This is a genomic window from Saccharothrix sp. DSM 118769 (assembly GCF_052936295.1).
On record NZ_CP193627.1, the window covers coordinates 2,755,232 to 2,775,218 of the forward strand.

At 72.9% G+C, this 19,987-nt stretch carries 18 protein-coding genes and 1 pseudogene; 9 read left to right on the forward strand and 10 right to left on the reverse strand.

The window, feature by feature from the left end; all coding sequences use genetic code 11:
* Window positions 1-165 precede the first annotated feature (165 nt).
* Together ACRAKJ_RS12645 and ACRAKJ_RS12650 are read right to left on the reverse strand one after the other, a co-directional pair.
* A complete protein-coding gene (locus tag ACRAKJ_RS12645; protein WP_438921721.1) occupies window positions 166-1,812 on the reverse strand; it encodes an alpha/beta fold hydrolase in 1,647 nt (548 codons plus the stop codon).
* 190 nt (window positions 1,813-2,002) lie between these two features.
* Window positions 2,003-2,494 carry a hypothetical protein gene (locus ACRAKJ_RS12650; protein ID WP_438921720.1) on the reverse strand — a complete coding sequence of 164 codons (492 nt, stop codon included), beginning with the start codon at window positions 2,492-2,494 and terminating at the stop codon, window positions 2,003-2,005.
* Between the two features lie 148 nt (window positions 2,495-2,642).
* Between ACRAKJ_RS12650 and ACRAKJ_RS12655 the strand changes: the two genes are divergently transcribed.
* Window positions 2,643-3,299: a response regulator gene (locus ACRAKJ_RS12655; protein WP_438921719.1), complete on the forward strand. Its 657-nt coding sequence runs from the start codon at window positions 2,643-2,645 to the stop codon at window positions 3,297-3,299.
* A 41-nt stretch (window positions 3,300-3,340) separates the two neighbouring features.
* The gene (locus ACRAKJ_RS12660; protein ID WP_438921718.1) at window positions 3,341-4,453 is read left to right on the forward strand and encodes an ATP-binding protein; all 1,113 of its coding nucleotides are present in this window, start codon (window positions 3,341-3,343) and stop codon (window positions 4,451-4,453) included.
* Between the two features lie 142 nt (window positions 4,454-4,595).
* Here ACRAKJ_RS12660 and ACRAKJ_RS12665 read toward each other — a convergent pair whose 3' ends face one another.
* Window positions 4,596-4,970, reverse strand: a complete 375-nt coding sequence (locus ACRAKJ_RS12665) for a hypothetical protein (RefSeq protein ID WP_438921717.1) — start codon at window positions 4,968-4,970, stop codon at window positions 4,596-4,598.
* A gap of 398 nt (window positions 4,971-5,368) precedes the next feature.
* On the opposite strand from ACRAKJ_RS12665, the gene ACRAKJ_RS12670 reads away from it, so the two are divergent.
* Window positions 5,369-6,604 (forward strand): glycoside hydrolase family 16 protein, encoded by a 1,236-nt coding sequence (locus tag ACRAKJ_RS12670; protein ID WP_447008943.1) that lies wholly within the window; start codon window positions 5,369-5,371, stop codon window positions 6,602-6,604.
* A gap of 424 nt (window positions 6,605-7,028) precedes the next feature.
* Entirely contained in the window at window positions 7,029-7,370 is a 342-nt protein-coding gene (locus tag ACRAKJ_RS12675; RefSeq protein ID WP_438921715.1) for a hypothetical protein, read from the forward strand.
* Window positions 7,371-7,535: 165 nt separating this feature from the next.
* Here ACRAKJ_RS12675 and ACRAKJ_RS12680 read toward each other — a convergent pair whose 3' ends face one another.
* From ACRAKJ_RS12680 to ACRAKJ_RS12695, 4 genes are read right to left on the reverse strand one after another with little or no spacing between them, the layout of a single operon-like run.
* A complete protein-coding gene (locus ACRAKJ_RS12680) occupies window positions 7,536-8,735 on the reverse strand; it encodes an ABC transporter permease (protein ID WP_438921714.1) in 1,200 nt (399 codons plus the stop codon).
* Window positions 8,732-9,418, reverse strand: coding sequence for an ATP-binding cassette domain-containing protein (locus ACRAKJ_RS12685; protein ID WP_438921713.1), 687 nt, complete (start codon window positions 9,416-9,418; stop codon window positions 8,732-8,734). Before ACRAKJ_RS12685 ends, ACRAKJ_RS12680 begins: the two co-directional genes overlap by 4 nt.
* Window positions 9,415-10,449, reverse strand: a complete 1,035-nt coding sequence (locus ACRAKJ_RS12690) for a peptidoglycan-binding protein (RefSeq protein WP_438921712.1) — start codon at window positions 10,447-10,449, stop codon at window positions 9,415-9,417. Before ACRAKJ_RS12690 ends, ACRAKJ_RS12685 begins: the two co-directional genes overlap by 4 nt.
* Window positions 10,446-10,937 (reverse strand): hypothetical protein, encoded by a 492-nt coding sequence (locus tag ACRAKJ_RS12695; RefSeq protein WP_438921711.1) that lies wholly within the window; start codon window positions 10,935-10,937, stop codon window positions 10,446-10,448. Before ACRAKJ_RS12695 ends, ACRAKJ_RS12690 begins: the two co-directional genes overlap by 4 nt.
* A gap of 722 nt (window positions 10,938-11,659) precedes the next feature.
* Between ACRAKJ_RS12695 and ACRAKJ_RS12700 the strand changes: the two genes are divergently transcribed.
* Both ACRAKJ_RS12700 and ACRAKJ_RS12705 read left to right on the forward strand, forming a co-directional pair.
* Window positions 11,660-12,145, forward strand: a complete 486-nt coding sequence (locus tag ACRAKJ_RS12700) for a hypothetical protein (RefSeq protein WP_438921710.1) — start codon at window positions 11,660-11,662, stop codon at window positions 12,143-12,145.
* Window positions 12,146-12,589: 444 nt separating this feature from the next.
* The gene (locus ACRAKJ_RS12705; RefSeq protein WP_447008944.1) at window positions 12,590-14,326 is read left to right on the forward strand and encodes a hypothetical protein; all 1,737 of its coding nucleotides are present in this window, start codon (window positions 12,590-12,592) and stop codon (window positions 14,324-14,326) included.
* Here the strand turns inward: ACRAKJ_RS12705 and ACRAKJ_RS12710 are convergent.
* The 3 genes from ACRAKJ_RS12710 to ACRAKJ_RS12720 form a co-directional block, all read right to left on the reverse strand.
* A complete protein-coding gene (locus ACRAKJ_RS12710) occupies window positions 14,309-15,403 on the reverse strand; it encodes an ATP-binding protein (protein ID WP_438923544.1) in 1,095 nt (364 codons plus the stop codon). The genes ACRAKJ_RS12705 and ACRAKJ_RS12710 overlap by 18 nt on opposite strands.
* 11 nt (window positions 15,404-15,414) lie before the next feature.
* Window positions 15,415-16,068 (reverse strand): response regulator, encoded by a 654-nt coding sequence (locus ACRAKJ_RS12715; protein ID WP_438923543.1) that lies wholly within the window; start codon window positions 16,066-16,068, stop codon window positions 15,415-15,417.
* A gap of 111 nt (window positions 16,069-16,179) precedes the next feature.
* Window positions 16,180-17,823, reverse strand: coding sequence for an alpha/beta fold hydrolase (locus tag ACRAKJ_RS12720; protein WP_438923542.1), 1,644 nt, complete (start codon window positions 17,821-17,823; stop codon window positions 16,180-16,182).
* Window positions 17,824-18,177: 354 nt separating this feature from the next.
* Here ACRAKJ_RS12720 and ACRAKJ_RS12725 point away from each other — a divergent pair, with 354 nt between their 5' ends.
* The 3 genes and pseudogenes from ACRAKJ_RS12725 to ACRAKJ_RS12735 form a co-directional block, all read left to right on the forward strand.
* Window positions 18,178-19,254: an N-acetylmuramoyl-L-alanine amidase gene (locus tag ACRAKJ_RS12725; RefSeq protein WP_438923541.1), complete on the forward strand. Its 1,077-nt coding sequence runs from the start codon at window positions 18,178-18,180 to the stop codon at window positions 19,252-19,254.
* A 98-nt stretch (window positions 19,255-19,352) separates the two neighbouring features.
* A complete protein-coding gene (locus ACRAKJ_RS12730) occupies window positions 19,353-19,724 on the forward strand; it encodes a transposase family protein (RefSeq protein ID WP_438923540.1) in 372 nt (123 codons plus the stop codon).
* A pseudogene (locus ACRAKJ_RS12735) lies at window positions 19,684-19,887 on the forward strand (transposase); the annotation flags it as partial. The gene ACRAKJ_RS12730 and the pseudogene ACRAKJ_RS12735, both read left to right, overlap by 41 nt.
* Between the last annotated feature and the right edge of the window lie 100 nt (window positions 19,888-19,987).

The window sequence follows — 19,987 nt, forward strand, 5'->3', positions numbered from 1 at the left end:
CCGTTCCCGGCCGACAAGCCGCGTGCGCGGCGACTGCCCGAAGGCCCGCGGCTCCTTGCACGAACCACCGCCGCGGTGTGCGGATCAGCAGGAACCCGTCAGCGGACGACGTTCCCGATCGCGGTCCCGGTGGTGCGGCACTCGACCGCACCACCGGGACGGTCGTCAACCGCGGTGCCCCGTCAACGCCCTCGCCTGGGCCTCCAGTGACCCGGACGGCACCGTGCCCACCCCGCCGTCCACGGGGACGTCCGGGCGCGGCGCGCCGGCGCAGGTGGCCCCCGGTGCCGGCAGGGTGCCCTTGATCAGGTAGTCGTCGACCCGCTGCGTGACGCAGGCGTTGCGGCCGTACATCCCGTGGCCGCCCTGGTCGGTGACGGTCAGCAGGCGGTCGCGGAGCCTGTGGGCCATCGCCGGACCGCCCTCGTACTGGGTCTTCAGGTCGAAGTCGGCCTGCACGACCAGTCCCGTGGGGTAGCCAGCACGCCTGAGGGGCACCGCCTTCTCCAGCGGGGTGAAGCTGCGGAACGCGCAGACGCTGGGCGCGGCGGCCATGGCACCCGGCCCGTAGGGGTAGTGCTCGCGGTAGAAGCGCATGGTGCGGTAGTACACGTTCAGGTCGGTCGGCCAGTCGACCTCGCAGGTGATGGCCTGGTAGCTGCCGTTGACCCGGACGGTGTCCTGCCGGTCGAGCACGATCCCCAGGGCGGCGGCGGCGTCGTCCGACAGCGCACCGGACTCCGACGCCTTGCGGAACTCCAGGACCATCATCGTGGTGACGTGCCAGTTCGGCCGGACCGTGGTGTTGCTGCCGAGGACCTGGTCCAGGACGTTGCGGTCCACGACCGGGAACTGCCCCGGACCGCCCACCCACGGCACCGGCTCCTCGGCCAGGCGCGCTCCGAGGGCATCGGTGGACGACTCCACCTCGGCGGCGGTGCGGCCGAGGCCGTAGGTGTCGTTGCGCTGCGCGACCCACGCGGCCCAGGCGTCGAAGTTCTGCCGCGACGCGACGGCCTGCTGCTTGGTGGCCTCGTAGTAGAGCCAGTCGGGGTGCATCGCCGAGTCGAGCACGCTGCGGTTCAGGCGACCCGGGAACAGGCTCCCGTAGACCGCGCCCAGGTAGGTGCCGTAGGAGATCCCCAGGTAGTTGATCTTCCTTTCGCCGATGACGGCGCGGATGACGTCCATGTCCCGGGCGGTGTTCGCCGTGCTGATGTACTTGCGCAGGTCGCCACCGGCTTCCCGGCACCGCTGCTCGTCGTGGCGCGCTTCTTCGGCGATGACGGCGATCTGCTCGTCGGTCGGCCTGGTCGACGCCGTCCACGTGGTCGGCAGGTCGCACCACAGGCGGGTGGAGAGCCCGCTGCCCCGCGGCGAGAAACCGACCAGGTCGAAGTGCTTGACGAGCACCTGGTCACGCAGGTCGCCGGGCATGTAGATGCCGTCCTGGCCGGGACCCCCGGGGTTGAGCAGCAGCGAGCCCTGCCGCTCGGACGAGTCCTTGGCCCGGCGCCTGCTGACCGCGATGTCCAGCGTTCCGTCCTGCGGTCGCCGGTAGTCCTTCGGCACCAGGATCTTCGCGCATTCCGTGTACGCCGGGACGAGGGGCGGGTCCGGGACGGGATCCGCGGCATCGCCCCCGGTGTCGACGGCGGACGCCTGGGGGAAGACGTTGTTGCAGTCCTGCCACACCGCCTGCTGCTCGTAGAACCGGTCGAGCCCTCGACCCGGCTCCCCGCCGTGGGCGATCGGGGCGAGCGGCACCACCGCCCCGAGCGCCAGGACGAACGGGAGCACTCGTTTCTTCATCTGATCCGCCTTTCTGGGTTCACCCGGCCGCGACGTGCCGCGGCCGGCCGTCGAGGCGGGGCGGCAGCACCGCTTCGACTGGAAATCGTTTCCCGCTCCGCTGTCCGCGGTCCGTCCGGGCCTTCCGCCGATGCGCCTCACGCCGGTGGGACGGCCGGCACCGCCGCGGCGATCACCGCGGGACGCGGGGTCACCTACCGCCCGCCGGGGGTGCGGCGGGGATCCCGCCGGACGGCCCGCACTCGGACAAGGCGTCCTGGAGCGTCTTGTCGTCCACTCCCGCCTCGTCCACCGGGACGCGTCCTCCGGCATCCGGGTCGGGAACGTCCACCCCGTTCTCCCGCATGCACCTGGCGAACGCGAGGCGTTCCTCGCCCGCCTTCGGGTCGGACGGGTCGAAGCGGGCCTCGGGCCGGTGCTCCTCGCACGCCCTGCGGGCTGTCGCGTGGGTGGCGGGGTCGTCCTCCGGGCCGATGGCCGGCGTGCCGATGCGGATCGAACCGTCCTCTCCGAACTGCGGGTCCGACATGTCCACACCGTTGTCGCGCATGCACTGCGAGTACTTCAACGCCTTGTTCTTCTCGTCCTCGGACAAGGAGGAGCGCTCCCCGCCGCCGGCATCGCCGCACCCGGCCACCACTGCGGCGACCAGCAGGGCCAGTGCTCCTGAGAGCCTTTTCACGTCGTTCTCCTCATGTGTGGACCCATCAGTGGTCAGGTCTACCGAGGGGGGTGTTTCAGGCTGGTTTCCCGGTGGCGTCCCGGCCGGCCTTATGGCGGGGAAACCCGGGACGGGGCATGCTCTGGTCCGAGCGCGAGCGGAGGCGGACATGAGGGTGTTGGTGGCGGAGGACGAACGGGTCCTCGCGGACCTGGTGGCCGATGGGCTGCGCGCCGAGGGGATGGCGGTCGACGTCGCCTACGGCGGGCTGTCCGCGCACGAGCGGCTGGCCGTGCACGACTACGACGTGGTGGTGCTCGACCGGGACCTGCCCGGGATGCACGGCGACGACATCTGCCGCGAGCTGATCGCCTCGGGCGCCCGCACCAAGGTGTTGATGCTGACCGCGGCCGGCACCCTGGAGGACCGGGTGGCGGGCCTCGACCTCGGCGCGGACGACTACCTGGGCAAGCCGTTCGAGTACGCGGAGCTGGTCGCCCGGCTGCGGGCACTCGCCCGGCGCGCCGAGCCGGCGCTGCCGCCGGTGCTGGTGGCGCGGGGTCTGGAGCTGGACCCGGCGCGGCGCGTCGTGACCCGCGACGGCCGCCGGGTCGAGCTGCGCCCCAAGGAGTTCGCCGTACTGGAGGTGCTGCTGCGGGCGCGTGGCGCGGCGGTCAGCGCCGAGCAGCTGCTGGAACGGGCGTGGGACGAGTTCGCCGACCCGATGACCAACGCGGTGAAGGTGACGATGTCGAAGCTGCGCGCCAAGCTCGGTGAGCCCGCGGTGATCGAGACCGTACCCGGCGCCGGCTACCGCATCCCGTGATGGCCGGGTTCGTGTCCCCGCGGCTCACCGTGAGGGTGAAGATGACCCTGCTCCACGCGGCGGTGCTGCTGGTGTCCGGCGCGGTCCTCCTCGCCGCTGTCTACCTGCTGATGGCCCGCACGGTCGGCGACAGGATCGAGGCAGCGCTGTCCACCCCCGCCGTGGCTCCGCTGCCCACCCTGTCCGGTGAGGAACCCCGGGTGGCGCAGGCCACCGACGGCCTGGTGGTGACCAGCACGAACGCCGCACTGGGGGCGCTGCTGCTGTACTCGGCGCTCGGCTTGCTCGTGGTGACGGTGCTGTCGGTGGTCGTCGGCTGGTGGCTGGCCGGGCGGATGCTCAGGCCGCTCCACCACATCACGGCCACCGCCCGGCAGCTGTCCTCGGAGAACCTGCACGAACGCATCGCCCTCGACGGCCCGCCCGACGAGCTGACCGAACTGGCGGCCACGTTCGACGTGATGCTCGACCGGCTGGAGCGGTCGTTCGACAGCCAGCGCCGGTTCATCGCCGACGTTTCCCACGAACTGCGCACCCCGCTCGCGATCCAGCGCGCCGCCATCCAGATCGGCCTGCGCGATCCCGACGAACGGCGCCTGGCACGGGTCCGCGAGCAGATGCTGGACGCCAACCGCCGTACCGAGCAGCTCATCGACAGCCTGCTGGTGCTGGCCCGCAGCGATCAGGGACTGGCCGACCGCGTTCCCGTCCCGCTGCACGAGGTGGTGTCCTCGGTCGTGGAGCAGCACACCGCGACCGCCGCCGCCCGCTCGATCAGCGTGGAGGTCGTCACCGAGCCGGTCGTGGTCCTGGGCGACCGCGTGCTGCTCGCCCAACTCGTGACCAACCTGGTCACCAATGCCGTCCGCCACAACGTGGACGGCGGCTCCCTCGCCGTGCGCCTCGACCACGAGGGCCTGGTGGTGGTGAACACCGGGCCGGTCATCGACGCCGACGTGCTGCCTTCGCTGTTCGAGCCCTTCCGGAGAGGGCCGCGCCGCAGCGAGTCCTCCGACGGCGGTCTGGGGTTGGGCCTGGCGATCCTCACGTCCATCACCCGGGCCCACGACGGCGAGGTGAGCGCCCGCGCCCGTCCGGACGGCGGCCTCGAAGTGCGGGTCCGCATCCCGGTGTCGCGCCTGTCGCCGGTGTGACACCGGTCCCGTCGGGCGCGCGCTCCCCGCTTGCACCGGACCCCGCCGGAGGACCTCGTCGTGGTGCTGGTGCCGCGTGGGCGCGCGGCACCAGCACTCCGCTCGGCACCGGGTGCGCGGCACCTCGGGACGAAGCCCCCGGCTACCGGTGGGCGTGGGCCTTGACGGCCGGGCTCCAGTAGCTGCCGTAGGTGTGGAAGACGTCGTTGGAGACGTCCGTGGTGTAGTACGGCGTGCTCCGGGCCGAGTCCTCGGGGTTGTTGGAGCTGATCACGATGCCCACCACCTCGCCGCCGGAGTGCGTGGTGACGATGCACTGGTTGCCCCAGGCGACCGTGCTGTAGATGTCGCGCGCCGGGAAGTAGGCGTAGGAGTGGTAGTCGCTGCCGTAGTTGCACAGGGTGAAGCTGTAGCCGACGGCGGAGGCGGTGCCGGCGCCGGCGATGACGCTGCCGGCGGCCACCGCGGCGACAGCGGCCGACGCGAGGACGTTTCGAACACCACGGGCAATGCGCATGACACTCCTCGAAGGTCGTACGGGTTGGTTCCGGACGACAGTGTGGGCAAGGCGCGACCACCGGAGCGCACGGGAAGCGCCGCGCCGGCCTGAACGGGCACCCGACGCTGCCTCGACGCCCAACCGGGCGCACCGGTCGGGTCGCGTTCTGCTGCCCACCGGGGCCGATGTCCACCCGGGCGACACACCGGACCCGAGCCGGAGGTGGCGGTCCCCGGGCGGGTGCGGGTGGTCCGCGTGCCCGAAGGGGACGTTCCTCCTCGACCGGCGGTCACAACCACGACTCGCGCATTGCCCTGGTCCACGTCACCCGGTGACCGTCGTCCAGACCGGCCCGCACGAGGAGGGACAGGGACATGGTGCTGCCGCCCAAGTGGTTCTGGAGGTTGCGGAGGCGGGTGACGAAGCTGTCGCCGCCCCGCTTCCCCCTGCTGGGGAGGCGGCGGTCAGGAGCCTCGCCGTCGCCGGCCAAGCCGCCCGGACGCCCGCTCCCGCGGTTCTCGCCGGCCCGGTTCTCCCTCCCCCGGGTCCCGCTGTCGCGGTTCCCGCTGATCCTGCCGGTCGTGGTCGTGGTGGTGGCGGTCGCCGCCGCCGTGATCGCACTGGGCACCGGCGACCGGGGCACCGGTGCGGCCTCCACCGGCTCGTCCACGGCCGTCACCACCAGGACGGCGCCCGGCGCGGCCTCGCTGCCGAGCTCCCCGCCACCGTCCGGTTCGGCGTCGTCGACCGCCCCGGCCCAGGAACCGCCCGTCGCCCGGGCACCGGGGCAGCCCGTCCCCGCACCCGTGCCCTGCGGCCGGTTCTTCGACGACTTCCGCTACTCCTCCAGCCGGGACGGACGGCTGGGCGAGGCCGGGTGGACGGCGCGCGGCGACGCCGGTGGCCCCGGTCCCCAGGGCGCGGCGTGGTCCGCGGACAACATCACGTTCCCGGTCGTGGACGGGGAGCAGGTCGCGCAGCTCAGCGCCTCCACCGACGGTACTGCGGCCGGCACCAGCCAGGCCGAGCTGTTCCAGGGCGAGCGGCGGTTCCGAGAGGGGACCTACGCAACCCGTGTCCGGTTCGCCGACGCGCCGGTCGACGGCGAGGACGGTGATCACATCATGCAGGCGTACCTGGCCCTCTCGCCCGCGAAGGGGGACTACGACCCCCTCTACAGCCAACTCAGCTTCACCGAGTACACGCCCAACGGCGCCTGGGGCGGCAACGAGCCGCTGCGCAGCCACGCGAGCTTCTACACGCTGAGGGCCGACCCGTACGACGCCAAGCAGGCCGTGGACTCCGTCCCCGGCAGCGCGGCCGGCTGGCACACGCTGGTGGTGCAGGCGGGAGGCGGTCACGTGCGCTACCACCTCGACGGCGTCCTGGTCGCGGACCACACCGTCGACCAGGAGGGGCACTCCGTGCTCCCCCGGCAGGACATGGCGCTGCACTACAACTCGTGGTTCGTGGACCTCGCCGGGCACCGGGGCGGCCGCAGCACGTACGTGCAGCAGGTCGACTGGACCTACTACGCCCAGGACGCCGTCCTCTCGCCGGCCGACGTCGTGCAGCAGGCCGCCGGCTTCCGGTCCGGTGGTGTCGAACGCCTCGACACGCTGCGCGGGGCCCCGAGCCCGTGCACCGGCTGAGCCCGGCGGTCGGCGCGCGGGCGGAACGCGCGGCGTCGAGTGGACGCGCGGAAGAGGATCGCGTGGTCCGGACGGGCAGGTGCCCGTGCGGCGGTGATCACCGGAAGCGCACCACGTGGTCAGCTCGGCGGAGACACCAAGGACGGAGATGGACCATGGCGTTCCACACCCGGCGCACCGAGCCCGTGCCGGCCGCGCACGACCTCGTGACGTCCTCGACGGGACCTGCCGCCGCGCGGTGCCGATCCCGGCCGGACGTGTCGTCGAAGGTCCGGCGCGCGCTGACGACCACACGGCGGCTGGGCCGCGCGAGTCCGCGCGCCGCAGCCCCGCGCGGGACGTCGCACCGGTCCCCGGCACCTGCGGGGCACCTGCCGCTCGCACGCCGCCTGCCCGCCTGATGGCGTCGGGTGAAGGGGGCCCGGTGGACGTCCGGGACGTGGAGTTCGCAGGTGACCTGTTCCTGCGCCTCGCCGAGGACGGCCGGCTCGTGCTGGAGCCGGCCGAGGCCGACAGGGTCATCGCCGGGTTGAAGCACACGCTCGACGTGGTCGCCGACCGCCTGCGCGTGGTCGACCTGCTGCACGGCACGTCACTGGACGGCCTCCGCCGCGCGCACCCGGAGGTCGAGCGCGCCGTCGTGGACGCGGTGTTCCTGGAACAGGTCACCGGCGGGCGCCTGAGGCGGACGGTGGAGGAGCTGCCCAAGTACATCAAGGCGCTCGAAAGGGCCAAGAGCCCCGTGCCACCGCGGGCGGACCGGTAGGACCCCTCGTCACCGAGGAGCACGGCCGAGCGCCGTCCGCACCGGTGTCCCGCACCGGCCCCGGTCGGCCTGGTGGAGCCGCGACGACCACGTGGACGTGCCCGGCGACCGCTCGATCGCTCGATCGCGGTCGCCGGGCACGCGGTGCCCACCCGGGTGGTCGCGTCAGGCGGCGTTCAGCGCCTCGGTGGGCGACAGCCGGGCGGCACGGGCGGCGGGGAACCAGCCGGCGACGGAGCCGATCAGGACCGACGAGCCGACGCCCACCGCCACCGCCACCGCCGGGACGGTGATCGGCCAGCCGCTGTGCAGGGCCCACCCGGCGGCGGTCGCCAGGCCGAGCAGGACGCCGGTGAGGCCGCCGAGGAGGGACAGCAGCACCGCCTCGGTGAGGAACTGGGTCCTGATCTGCCTCCTGCCCGCGCCCAGGGCCCGGCGGAGGCCGATCTCGGCTCGGCGCTCGACCACGGACACCACCATCGTGTTGGCCACGCCGATGCCGCCGACCACCAGCGCGACCGCGCCGAGCCCCAGGTAGGCGGTGGCGAAGGTGGTCTGCGCGGCCATCTTCGCCTGGAGCGCGTCGGACGGGCGGCTGACCTCGACCTCGTTCGGGTTCTGCGGGTTGACCGTGCCCGGCAGCAGTTCGGCGATCCGCCGCACGGCGTCGTCGTCGGAGCGCTCGTAGACGGTGGTGGGGTGGCCGTCGAAGCCGAGCAGCGCTTCGGCGGCCTCCCAGCCGATCAGGGCGGCCCGGTCCAGTTCGGCCGCCAGCTCCACCGGGGCCAGCACGCCGAGGACGGTGAACCAGCGGCCACCCAGCCACACCTGCGTGCCGGGCGCGTCCACGCCCAGGTGCTCGGCCGCGGCCGAGCCCAGGACCACGCTCGGGTACCGGCCGGTGGCGGTGTTGAGCCACGTGCCGGTGCGCACCCGCGCGCCCACCACGTCCGGCAGGTCCGGGTGCGCCGCGAGCACCTGGACGGCGCCGGTGGACCGCGGGTCGGTCAGGTCGGTGCGGTGCACGGTGGCGCCGCGCACCTCGCCCGTGCCGCCGGCCCGGTGCACGCCGGGCACCCTGGCGACCATCGCGACGACCTCGCGGGGCAACCGGCTCGTCTCGCCGGTGAACGTCTTGCCCGCGCTCACGCGGAGCAGGTTCGTGCCCAGCGCGTCGAGCTTCGCGGCCAGTTCCGCCTGCCCGGCCGCGCCGATGCCGAGCAGGGCCACCAACGCGGCCACGCCGATCGCGATGCCCAGCGCCGACAGCGCGGCCCTGCCCGGTCGGCCGGCCACGCCCACCAGGCCGACCCGGATCAGCTGGAGGAACCGGACGCGGGCCGGGTGGGGGAGCGGGGCGCTCACCACGACGTCAACGCGCTGTCGTGGCGGACCCGGCCGTCGAGCAGCTCGACCCGGCGCGGCAGCGAGGCCGCGATGCCGAGGTCGTGGGTGATCACGACGATCGTGGTGCCCTCGTCGTTGAGCTGCCGGAGCAGGTCGAGCACGCCCGCGCCGGTGGCCGAGTCCAGCGCGCCGGTCGGCTCGTCGGCCAGCACGACCGCCGGGCCGGAGACCAGCGCGCGGGCGATGGCGACCCGTTGCTTCTCGCCGCCGGAGAGCTGCGAGGGCCGGTGCGCGACGCGGTGGCCGAGACCGACCCGTTCCAGCGCCTCGGTCGACCGCCGCATCTGCTCGGAGTGGCCCACGCCGTGGTAGAGCAGGCCGGTGGCGACGTTCTGGGCCGCGGTGAGGTGCGCGGTCAGCAGGAACTGCTGGAACACGAACCCGATCCGCTTCGCCCGCACGGCCGCGAGCTGCCGGTCGTCCAGCTGCGCCACGTCGTGGCCGAGCAGCCGCACCACGCCCTCGGTCGGCCGGTCGAGGGTGCCCATGAGCTGGAGCATCGTGGACTTGCCCGATCCCGACGGGCCGACCACCGCCAGCAGCTCACCCGCGTGCACGCTCAGCGACACGCCCCGCAGCGCGTGCACGCGCCCGGGGTAGGTCCGGCTGACCCGGTCCAGTTCGATCACCGGCGGGGTCACGACGTGGCCACCCTGACCTCCGCGCCCTCGGCCACGCCGGTGACCTCGACCCGCCCGTTGCCGAACAGGCCCAGCTCCACCGGGGTGAGGTCCACCCCGCCCGGCCGCACGACCTCGACGCCGTAGCCGCCGCCGGGCAGCGCCAGCAGCGCGTTGACCGGGACGGTGATCACGCCTTCGCGCCGTTCGGTGGTGAAGTGCACGGTGGCCGGAGCGCCGTCCAGACCGCCCGCCGTCGCCGGGTCGACCAGGGTGACCAGCACGTCGATCACCGCCGTGCCGTCGTCGCGGTTCCTCGCGACCGTCCCCACCGAGGCGACCGCGCCCTTCGTCCGGACGCCCCCGGGCAACCGGACCTCCACCTCCGCGCCCTGGCGGGCGATGGCCTGCTTGGCGACCGGCATCTCCACCGTCACCAGCCGCCCGGTGCCGCTGGCCCGCAGCACCGGTCCACCCGCGCCCGCGCCGAGCACCGAGGTCACCTCGGTGACCCGGATCTCGCCGGGCAGCACCACCACGTCGCCCACGTCGAGCGCGCCGGTGCGCTCCAGGCCCTTCACCCGCTGCCACTCGCGCAGCGCCGCCGCCGTGGTCCAGGTGAACGCGTCGTCGGGCGTGCCGGGGAACAGGCCCAGGTCCTTGAGGTTCTGCTCGACCAGGGTCACGTCCGACCCCTTGCCCACACCGGCCTCGACTCGCCGCCACAGCGGCTTGTCGCCGCGCCACAGCGGGACGGGCCGGTCGTCCACCGCGAACACCCGCTCGTCGTGCCGCACGACCGAGCCCGGCGCGGGCAGCCAGGTGAACACCCCGCCGGCCCGCGCGGTCACCTGGTACGAGCCCGCGTAGCCGAGCGTGCCGCCGACCTGCTCCTGCTGCACCAGGTCCCCCCGGTCCGCGGTGGCCGTCCCGCCGGGCGGGTCCGGCACGACCTCCGCGACCCGCTCCTGCCCGGTGACCGCGACCGCGGCCACCCCACCCGCGCCGGCGACCAGCACCGCCGCCGCGACCACCACCGGGAGCCGCTTCACCGGCCGCCTTCCGCGGGTGCGGCGGGAACGGAACCGGCCTTGCCGCACGCGGTCAGGGCGTCCTGGAGCGTCTTGTCGTCCACGCCGCCCTCGTCGATCGCCATGCCCTTCCCGGCCTGGGGGTCGGGCACGTCCACGCCGTGCTCGCGCATGCACCGCGCGAACTCCAGCCGTTCCTCCATGACCTTCGGGTCGTTCGGGTCGAAGTGGGTGGAGGACCGGAACTCCTCGCACGCCTTCTGGGCCTTGGTGAACGCGGTCGGGTCGTCGTCCTTGCCCAGGGCCGTCACGCCGCCCCGGACGGACCCGTCCTCCCCGAACGTCGGGTCGGGCATGTCGACGCCGTTGTCGCGCATGCACTGCGCGTACTTCAACGCCTTGGTCTTCTCGTCGGTCGCGGCGTTCCCGCCGCCGCTCCCGGTCGTGTCGCCGCAGCCGACCACCAGCGCGGCGAACAGCAGCACCAGTGCTCCCAGGCGTGTACCCACGTCGTTCCTCCTCGGTTCGCAGGTCCGTCGGGAGCAGGTCTACCGAGGGGGGTGTTTCCAGGCGGTTTCCGCCGCGGGCGCCCGGTCCTCCCGGGACCGCGGCGGAAGTGCTGCTCGCGGTGCCGGTACGGGCGCACGCGGTGCGACGTACCTCACTCCGTCGCGTGCGTCCGCAGGGGACGAGGACGACGGCAGGTCGGCGGGCAGGAGTGCGGACCACGGCCCACCAACGGCATGAGGTCCGACCGGTCCGACCTCTGGTGGCACGGCGTGGACGGCACGTTCGCCGGCTCCCGGGTGGAGATCGCCGGGCACGTCGCGGCCGAACCCGGCGTGTCCGAGGACGGCACCACCCGGGAGGAAGCCCGCCCGCGGACCGCCTCGGCCGCCGCCGAGTGCACCTGGTCGACCGTCGTGCCGGACGGGCACCATCCACAACGGACCACCTGCCGCCGAACAGGGCGGAAGACGGCAGGCGGCACTCCGGTCCGGGTGCCACGTGGACGGGCCGGCGGTGCAGCGGCGACCGCCACGGGGCGGTACCGGAGGGACGGTCGGGTGCGTCGTCGGCCGGACTTGTGGGCAAAGGTGGCGGGACGGGTGGGCAAACGCCCGGCCCGCCACCGCATCACGCCACCGATCGCGTGGTGTGCTTGGCGCAGGAAACCCGGAAGGCGGTAGACGTGGTCCTTCACCCACAGCGTGCCGGTACGGCGTCGACGGTGGCGGACTCGGCCCCGCCCCGGAAGACGCAGTGCGCCGTCTGGTACCGCACCCGCCTGGGCTGGCCGGTCGAGGTCGTGGACGGGGATGTGCAGCTGTCCCTCACCGCGGGGCTCACCGCGTTCGAAGTACCCGCTCACCTCGCGCCCCGGGTTCTCGGGCGGTTGAGGTCGATCGGGACCGGCGGCCCGGCCCTGCGCACCGGCCACGGGCGCGTGGCGTTCCTGTGCGATGCCGACGACCTGGTGCTCGTTCGGTCCGACATGCCGCTGGGGGTCGCCCAGTTGCGGGCTTCGGCACGACTGGTGCTGCCGCGGCCCGACGACGCGGGCGCCTGGGTCGTTTCGCCCGAACTGGACCGCGGGGTGCTGCCCTCGGCGAGGGCGGTGCTCCACGCGATCACCCACGTGACCGCCGCAGCGGCGTGTGAGGTGTCACGACGGGCACCGGTCCACGTGAGCCGCTCCCGGCGCCTTCGCCGGTGAGTTGTTCCTGCGTCTCGCCGCGGACGCGGTGTTCGAGGAACAGGTCACCGGGGGACACCTGCGGCGGACGCCGCACGAACTGCCCGGGTACACCGAAGCGCTCGAAACGGCCAAGCGGCCCGTGCGACCCGAACAGACCCCGAACGGGCGGGTCCCGAACGGGCAGACCCCACCTGAGACATCCGGAGGCCGCTCGCGGGGCGAGCTCGACGGTCCCGCGGGCACCGCTGCGACGTGATCGCGCCGGGAGCCGTCCGACGGGGAACGCGACTCGTCGATCCGATGCGGTCACCGACCACCGCGGAAGCCCGCCCCGAGGTCGGCACGGGAAGTCGGCGTTCCCGTTCAGGCACTCTTGCGGGGGATTGCCGAAGTGCCGTTCGCGACGCGCGCCATGATGACGCCGCGCGTGCGTTCCACCACCGACACGGAGGCCGTCCACCCATGACCGGAGCAAACCGCGGCGTCGTCGCCGACACGACCGAGGTGGTCCGCTTGTCCGGGCAGGTCGATGGGCGGCAGGCCGCGCCGGCCGCCGACTGGGCGACCGGTCTGTTCAAGAAGCTCGACCCGCTGCCCAGCGGGCGCGAGCCGCTCCGGGTGGACGTGGTGGGCGGCGGCCCGGTCGGGCTGTCCTTCGCCTGCACGCTGCGGGCGATGATGGGCGACCAGGTCGTGATCCGCATCCACGACCGGCGGTGGAAGCGCCAGGGCAACAAGGTCGTGTGGCTGGGCCAGGCCGAGGGCAACTTCCGGCGCGAGCAGGTCGTCACGCTCCAGAGCAACGTGTGGTCGACCCTGCCGCACCAGGTGCGGAAGCGCCTGTTCGTGGACGGCCGGTTCGCCGAGATGTGGCCGCTGGGCCCGGACTCCCCGGAGGGCAAGGGCCGGCCGCGCAACATCAAGATCCGCTGGGTCGAGGACGCCCTGCTGGAGATGGCGCAGGACCTGTACGGCATCGAGCTGGTGCCGGGCCGCTACGAGGTGCCCAAGACGTTCGGCGACACGCACATCCTGGTCGTCGCGGACGGCGCGAACTCGCCCACCCGCGCCGCGCTCAAGGACCACTTCGGCACGCCGGACCGCAACTTCTACTCGGTCGACGGCGAACAGCTGGTGGAGACGGTGCTGGGCATCCGGGTGAAGGGCAACTTCCCCGACGAGCACACCGTGCCGCTGACCGTGGGGCAGAACCGGTACCTGTTCAACTCGCTCGGCGGCGGGTTCATCAACATGCGGCTGACCGCCGAGGAAGCCTCGGAGATCGTCGCGATCGGCGAGAACGCGCCGGTGGACTGCATCCGCACGTACCGCTGCATGATGCTGCCGCGCGGGGACCGGTTCGTGTGCGACCGGCACCGGGCGATCTTCAAGCCCTCGGTGGACCGCCTGTCGTTCCTGTGGCCGCGCATCCTCGACGGCGCGCGCCTGTTCGGGGCCGCGCCGCGCGACATCCTGGGCATCACCATGTTCAACCTGTCCATGACGCAGAACGCCCGCTTCACCGCGCAGCTCGGTCCGGGGACGTTCGGGTTCCTGATCGGCGACGCGGCGAACTCGCTGCACTTCTGGCCCGGTCGCGGCCTGAACACCGGCGTCAAGAGCGCCCTGTCGCTGGCGGGCACGCTGCGTTCGAAGTGGCAGGGCCGCCAGTTCCGGTCGTCGGACTTCTCCGCGCACGAGGGCCTGATGCAGCAGCTCCAGTACCGGGAGAAGTCGCGGGCGTGGACCACGATGGTCATGCCCGACGACGACGGGATGCCGAGGCTGATCGAGGACCGGTTGCGCGACGGCCTGGAGGGCCCGTTCGACCGGGCCGCGCTGACCGGGGTGCTGTTCGGGCGCGTCAAGGACATCAAGGCGCGGCTGACCGGCCGGATGGGGTCGATGCCCGCCGACGAGTGGTACCTGGAGCGGATCAACGGCCTGCACGTCAAGACGCTCAAGCAGCTCGTCGAGTCCGGCCCGTGGATCACCCGCGAGATCGGCGGCGACGAGGTGTCGGTCGACGTGGACGTCGACTACGCGGACTCCGACCTGCCGCCGCTCGCACCGGTCGCCGCGACCCCGGTCGCGGCGCAGGTAGACCCGGACAAGACGGTCCTCACCTCACTGCGCGACATCCTCCCGATCCCCGACGGGGCGCACCCCGTCGCTCCCCGGTCACGAGCCGGTCGGTAGCACGACCTCGATCCGCAGGCCACCGCCGGGGCGGGAAGTGGCGGTGACCACGCCGTCGTGCGCCCGCGCGATCGAGTCCACGATGGACAGGCCGAGACCGGCGCCGGTGCCGGTGGTGTGGAACGGTTCGAACAGCCGGGGGAGCTGGTCCTCGGGGAGGTGGCGGCCGGTGTTGGCCACGCTGAGTCGGCCGTGGTCGTCGGTGCGCACCCACGCGGTGCCGCCGGGCGCGTTGTGGCGGATGGCGTTGGCCACCAGGTTGGCGGTGAGCTGGACGAGCAGGACGCGGTCGCCCAATACGGCGGCGTCCGTCGCCTCGACGTCGAGTTCGACCCGGTGTTCCGCGGCGAGGTCGCGGTGCTGGTCGACGACCTCGGTGACGACCTCGCGCAGGTCCACCGGTTCCCGGTGCTCCAGGCCGCGGTCGCTGCGTGCCAGGAGCAGCAGGCCGTCGATGATGCGCTCGATGCGGCGGTTGGTGGTCAGCAGGTGGTCCCGGGTCCTGACCACGTCGGGGTCCGGGTTGTCGTCGAGGCCGATCTGGAGCGCCGCGCGTTGCAGCGCGAGCGGGGTGCGCAGCTCGTGGGAGGCGTGGGCGACGAAGCGGCGCTGGCTCCGGAAAGCGGATTCGAGGCGGTCGAGCATCCTGTCGATGGTGTCGGCGAGCTCGATCAGCTCGTCGCGCGGTCCGCCGAGGGAGAGCCGTTCGTGCAGGGTGCCGGCCGAGAGCCGCCGGGCGGTGGCGGTGATGGTGTGCAGCGGGCGGAGCACGCGGCCGGACAGCCACCAGCCGCCCAGCAGCGACAGCGCGGCGATGCCGAGCAGGCACAGGGCCGACACGACGAACAGCGTGTCGAGGGCGGTCGTGCTGGCGACCTCGACGACCTGGTCGCTGTCGCGCGAGTAGACCTGGATACCCTCGACCGGTGCGGCGGGGGTGCCCCGGACCGCTTGTGCCAGCTGCGGTTCGAGCTGCTGGTCCATGACCAGGTACACGGCGGTGAGCAGCAGGGCGCCGCTGACCAGGATGAGGCCGCCGTAGAGCAGGGTGAGCTTGACCCGGATGGTGATCCGCACGTCGTCGTCCCTCAGAGGCGGTAGCCGGCGCCGGGCACGGTCTCGATCACCGGTGGGTCGCCCAGCTTGGCGCGCAGCTTGGACATCGCCACGCGCACCGCGTTGGTGAACGGGTCGGCGTGCTCGTCCCAGGCGAGTTCGAGCAGCCGCTCCGGGCTGAGCACGGCTCCCTGCGCGCGCAGCAGCACGGCCAGCACGGTGAACTCCTTGGGCGAGAGGTCCACGGGGCGGCCGTCGCGGGTGACGGTCCGGTCGGCGACGTCGAGCCGCACGCCCCTGCGTTCCAGGACCGGCGGCAGCGCAGGTTGGCTGCGTCGGCACAGCGCGTGGACCCGCGCCACCAGTTCCGGGTACTCGAAGGGCTTGACCAGGTAGTCGTCCGCGCCCAGTTGCAGACCGTCCACCCGGTCCTCCAGCGAACCGGCGGCGGTGAGCATCAGGACCTTCGTGCGCCCGCCCCGCGCGACCAGGGCGGCGCACACCTCGTCGCCGTGCCTGCCCGGCAGGTCGCGGTCGAGCACGAGGACGTCGTAGTCGTGGTAGGTCAGCCGTTCGTCGGCGGCCAACCCGTCGTGCACCACGTCCACCACCAACCCGTGCTTGCGCAGACCCATCGCCACCAGGCCTGCCAACTCCACCTCGTCCTCGGCCAGCAACACGCGCATCGGTCCAGGATAGGCAGTGGGGTGTTTCCACCGCGTTTCCGCTGCCGGAGCCGACGCCGCGAGCCGACGCCGCCCGCTCCCCGGGGCGGTCCGCGGAGCGGGCGGCGTCCGTCAGGGCCGCAGTGGCCCGTACGCGTCGAGCACCGTGCGGATGCGGTCCGCCAGGGGGTCGGCGGCCGGGGCGCGCGGGGCCGCGGCGGTGGCGTCGCCGTCGGCCGGGACGTCGGGCCTGGGGCGGCCGGCGCACGTCGTTCCCCTCGCCGGCACGGTGCCGCGGACGAGGTAGGCATCGACCAGCGCCGTCACGCACGCGTTGCGGCTGTACAGGCCGTGACCGCCTTCGTCGGTCACGGTGACCAGGCGGTCGTCCAGCTCCGCGGCCATCGCCACCCCGCCCTCGTACGGCGTGATCGGATCCGCCTCGGCCTGCACGACGAGGCCGCGCGGGTAACCGCGGCGCTTGAGGTCGACCAGCTTCTCCGGCGGAGTGAACGACCGGAACGTGCAGTTGCTCGGAGCCGCGGCCATCGCGCCCGCCGTGTACGGGTACTTCTCGCGGAAGATCCGCATCTGCTCGTAGTAGACGTTCAGGTCGGTCGGCCAGTCGGCCTCGCAGGTGACCGCCTGGTAGCTCCCCGGTCGCAGGACGGTCTCCGAGTGATCGACCAGCAGCGCCAGCGCCTCGGCGGCCTCCGGTGTCACGGGCGCGCCGTCGGCCAGCGAATCGAGCAGCCGCACCAGCTCCGCCATCTCGGTCCACAGCGGGCGGTAGGTGGCGCTGGTGCCGATGATGATGTCGAAGACGGTGCCGTCGATGGGCTCGATACCCGGCGGGTCGTCCGGCAGGTGGACCGGGTTCTCCTGGAGTCGACCGCGCAGGGCGTCGAACCGCCGCAGGACCTCCTCCGGGGTCTTCCCGAGCCCGAAGGTCCCGTCACGCTCGGCGGCCCAGGCCGCCAACGCCTCGACGTTGCGGGTCGCGCCGACGGCCTGCTGCTTGGTCGCCTCGTAGTAGAGCCAGTCGGGGTGCATCGAGGAGTCCAGCACGCTGCGGTCCAGCCGGTGCGGGAACAGGCTGCCGTAGACCGCCCCGAGGTAGGTGCCGTAGGAGAACCCCAGGTAGCTGATCTTCCGCTCGCCCAGTGCCGCCCGCAGCACGTCCATGTCCCGGGCGGTGTTCGCCGTGCTGATGTGCTCGCGCACCTCCCCGCCGGCCGCCGCGCACCCCTGCTCCAGCCTGCGGGCGTCCTCGGTGATGGCGGCGAACAGCTCGTCCGGCGGGCGGCTGTCCTCCGTGACGGCGGTCGGCGTGTCGCACGACAATTCGCCGGAGTACACGACACCCCGCGGCGAGAAGCCGATCAGGTCGTAGACGTCCGCGATCGCCTGGTCCTCGAACGTCTTGGGCATCGTCACGCCCTCCTGGCCGGGCCCGCCGGGGTTGAGCAGCAGCACCCCCCGGCGCTCGGCGGGCTTCGACGCCTTGCGGCGCGTCACCGTGATCTCCATCGTTCCGCCGCGGGGACTGCGGTAGTCCACCGGCACGGTGATCTCGCCGCAGTCGATCCCCGTGAACAGCGCGTCCCACTGCTCCTGCGTGTAGTAGGGGGGTGGCGCCAGGTCGCACGCCTGCCACCGCACGTGCTGGTGGCCGACCCCCGCTGTCCGGGTGTCCCCTTCCGCCGCCGCGGTGACGGGCGTGACGACCGCCCCGACCGCCCCGACCGCCACCACCGCGGCTGCCACCACCTGCATCGAACTTCGTCGTCCCAACGTCAACACCTCTCGTGGTCACTCGATCACCGACCGTGCGAACGTTAGGGACGAGGACGTTTCCGCGGCATAACCGCGGACCGAACGCGGTGCGGACGGGTGCGACATCCCGGCGGGATGCGTCGTGCCGTAGCGGCACCGTCGTTTCCCGGTGGTTTCCGCGTGTTCCGGAGTCGTGTTCGGTGCCCGAAGGGGCCGCGTTCCGGCGGTCCCGGGCGATCGGCGTTGATCGGAGGACGTGCGGCCGTGTAATCCAGGAGTCGGTCCGTCCACCGAGGACGGACCAGCGGCGGGACCGGATTGCCCCCGCACAACGGGAAGCAGTGGAGGAACGACATGACTTCGATCTCACGCCGTTCGGTGTTCAAAGGAGCGCTCGGCGCGGCGGCGGTGACCCTGGCGGCAGGACCGGCGATCGCGACCGCGCAGCCGGGGAAGGTCCTGCCGGAAACCCTCGACCGCACGAGGTCGCTCGCCGCGGGCCGCCACCGCGCCGCCACCGGCGGGGTGGCACCCACCCACCTGAGCGTCAGTTCGGCGAACAGCAGGTTCCGGGTGCGCACCGCGTCGGGGTGGGGGGAGTGGCGCTCGATCGCGAGCTGCCCCAGCGGCCGCAGCGAGGCGTCGAGGACCGCGTTCGTCCGCGTTCCGGAGGGTGCGCTGGAGTACGAACTCGACATGACCGAGGCCGGATCGGTCTCGGAGCTCAACACCGTCGCGGGGCGTGCCCTGGGCCGACTGGCGCCTTGGTCCGCGGGGACGTCGCTGCGCGGCCGGCGGTTCCACGGGACCTACCTGTCGCGAGCCGCGTGGGGCGCGAACGAGTCGCTGCGCTTCGCCGAGGACGGCTCCGAGCGCTACCCGCTCGCCTACTTCCCGGTGCAGACGTTGACCGTGCACCACACGGCGCTCCAGGTCGGCCCGGACCCGGCCGCCGACGTGCGGGCGATCTACCACGACCACACCATCACCCAGGAGTTCGGCGACATCGGCTACCACCTGCTGATCGACCCGGCCGGTCGGGTGTACGAAGGGCGGCACTCGGGTGTCGACGGTGTTCCGGTGTTCGGTCCCGACCTGCCGAACGGCGTGCCGCAGATGTCCAACGCCGCCCACGTCGGCGGGTTCAACGCGGGCAACGTCGGCGTGTGCCTGCTCGGCGACTTCACTTCCGGCGAGCCGACCCGGGCCGCTGGTGACGCCTTGGTCAAGGTGCTGGCGCTGCTGTCGATGGCCTGCGGCCTGGACCCGCTGGGGCGGACCGACTACGTCAACCCGGTCAACGGTGCCACGGCGACCGTGGACACCATCTCCGGCCACCGCGACTGGCTGGCCACCGAGTGCCCCGGCAACGCCTTCCACCCCCACCTGCCGGAGGTCCGCGCCCGCGTGGCAGGCCTGCTGAACCGGTGAGATCGGGACTGTTGCGAGATCGGCTCTGGCACACTTCCTCCGGTGGTGACGCGGTGGGCCCGGGCCGTGGCGGGCGTCGAGGGTTGTCATGATCGTTCATGGCTCAAGCGGTGATGCTGGTCGGTGCGGTGCTCTCAGGGCTTTCGGCGCTGTCGGTCGAGGATGTCGAGGACGTCGGCGATGTGATCGTGGTGCGGACGTCGACCAGGGGCGATGAGGTGCCGTGTCCTTCGTGCGGGACGCCGACATCCCGGGTTCATGCCCTCCGCGAGCGGATTCCCGCGAATGTGCCGGTCGATGGCCGTCGGGTGCTGGTGAGGTTGCGGATACGTCGGATGCGTTGCCCTGTCACCGGGTACGTGCGTCGGACGTTCCGGGAGCAGGTACCGGGCCTGATCGGGCGGTACCGGCGACGCACCGTCCGGCTCGATGAGCAGGTGCGCGGTGCCTCGGGTATTGGGGATCGATGATTTCGCCCTGCGTCGGTGTCACGACTACGTCACCGTGGTGATCGACGCCGAGACCGGTGCCTGGATCGACGTGCCGCCCGGACGCGGCGCCGGTGTGGTGGCCGGGTGGTTGCGGGCGCGTCCGGGGGTCGAGGTGGTGTGCCGGGACGGCTCCACCGCCTACGCGCAGGCCGTGCGCGACGCGCTGCCGCACGCGGTCCAGGTCGCCGACCGGTGGTATCTGTGGCACGGCCTGTGCGACGCCGCGGGCAGGGAGGTCGCGG

Bases quoted from the DNA above. Each gene is read 5' to 3' on its own strand.
- ACRAKJ_RS12645 (WP_438921721.1), bottom strand. From the start codon at position 1,812: ATGAAGAAACGAGTGCTCCCGTTCGTCCTGGCGCTCGGGGCGGTGGTG.
- ACRAKJ_RS12655 (WP_438921719.1), top strand. From the start codon at position 2,643: ATGAGGGTGTTGGTGGCGGAGGACGAACGGGTCCTCGCGGACCTGGTG.
- ACRAKJ_RS12660 (WP_438921718.1), top strand. From the start codon at position 3,341: ATGACCCTGCTCCACGCGGCGGTGCTGCTGGTGTCCGGCGCGGTCCTC.
- ACRAKJ_RS12665 (WP_438921717.1), bottom strand. From the start codon at position 4,970: ATGCGCATTGCCCGTGGTGTTCGAAACGTCCTCGCGTCGGCCGCTGTC.
- ACRAKJ_RS12705 (WP_447008944.1), top strand. From the start codon at position 12,590: ATGACCGGAGCAAACCGCGGCGTCGTCGCCGACACGACCGAGGTGGTC.
- ACRAKJ_RS12715 (WP_438923543.1), bottom strand. From the start codon at position 16,068: ATGCGCGTGTTGCTGGCCGAGGACGAGGTGGAGTTGGCAGGCCTGGTG.
- ACRAKJ_RS12720 (WP_438923542.1), bottom strand. From the start codon at position 17,823: ATGCAGGTGGTGGCAGCCGCGGTGGTGGCGGTCGGGGCGGTCGGGGCG.
- ACRAKJ_RS12725 (WP_438923541.1), top strand. From the start codon at position 18,178: ATGACTTCGATCTCACGCCGTTCGGTGTTCAAAGGAGCGCTCGGCGCG.
- ACRAKJ_RS12730 (WP_438923540.1), top strand. From the start codon at position 19,353: ATGGCTCAAGCGGTGATGCTGGTCGGTGCGGTGCTCTCAGGGCTTTCG.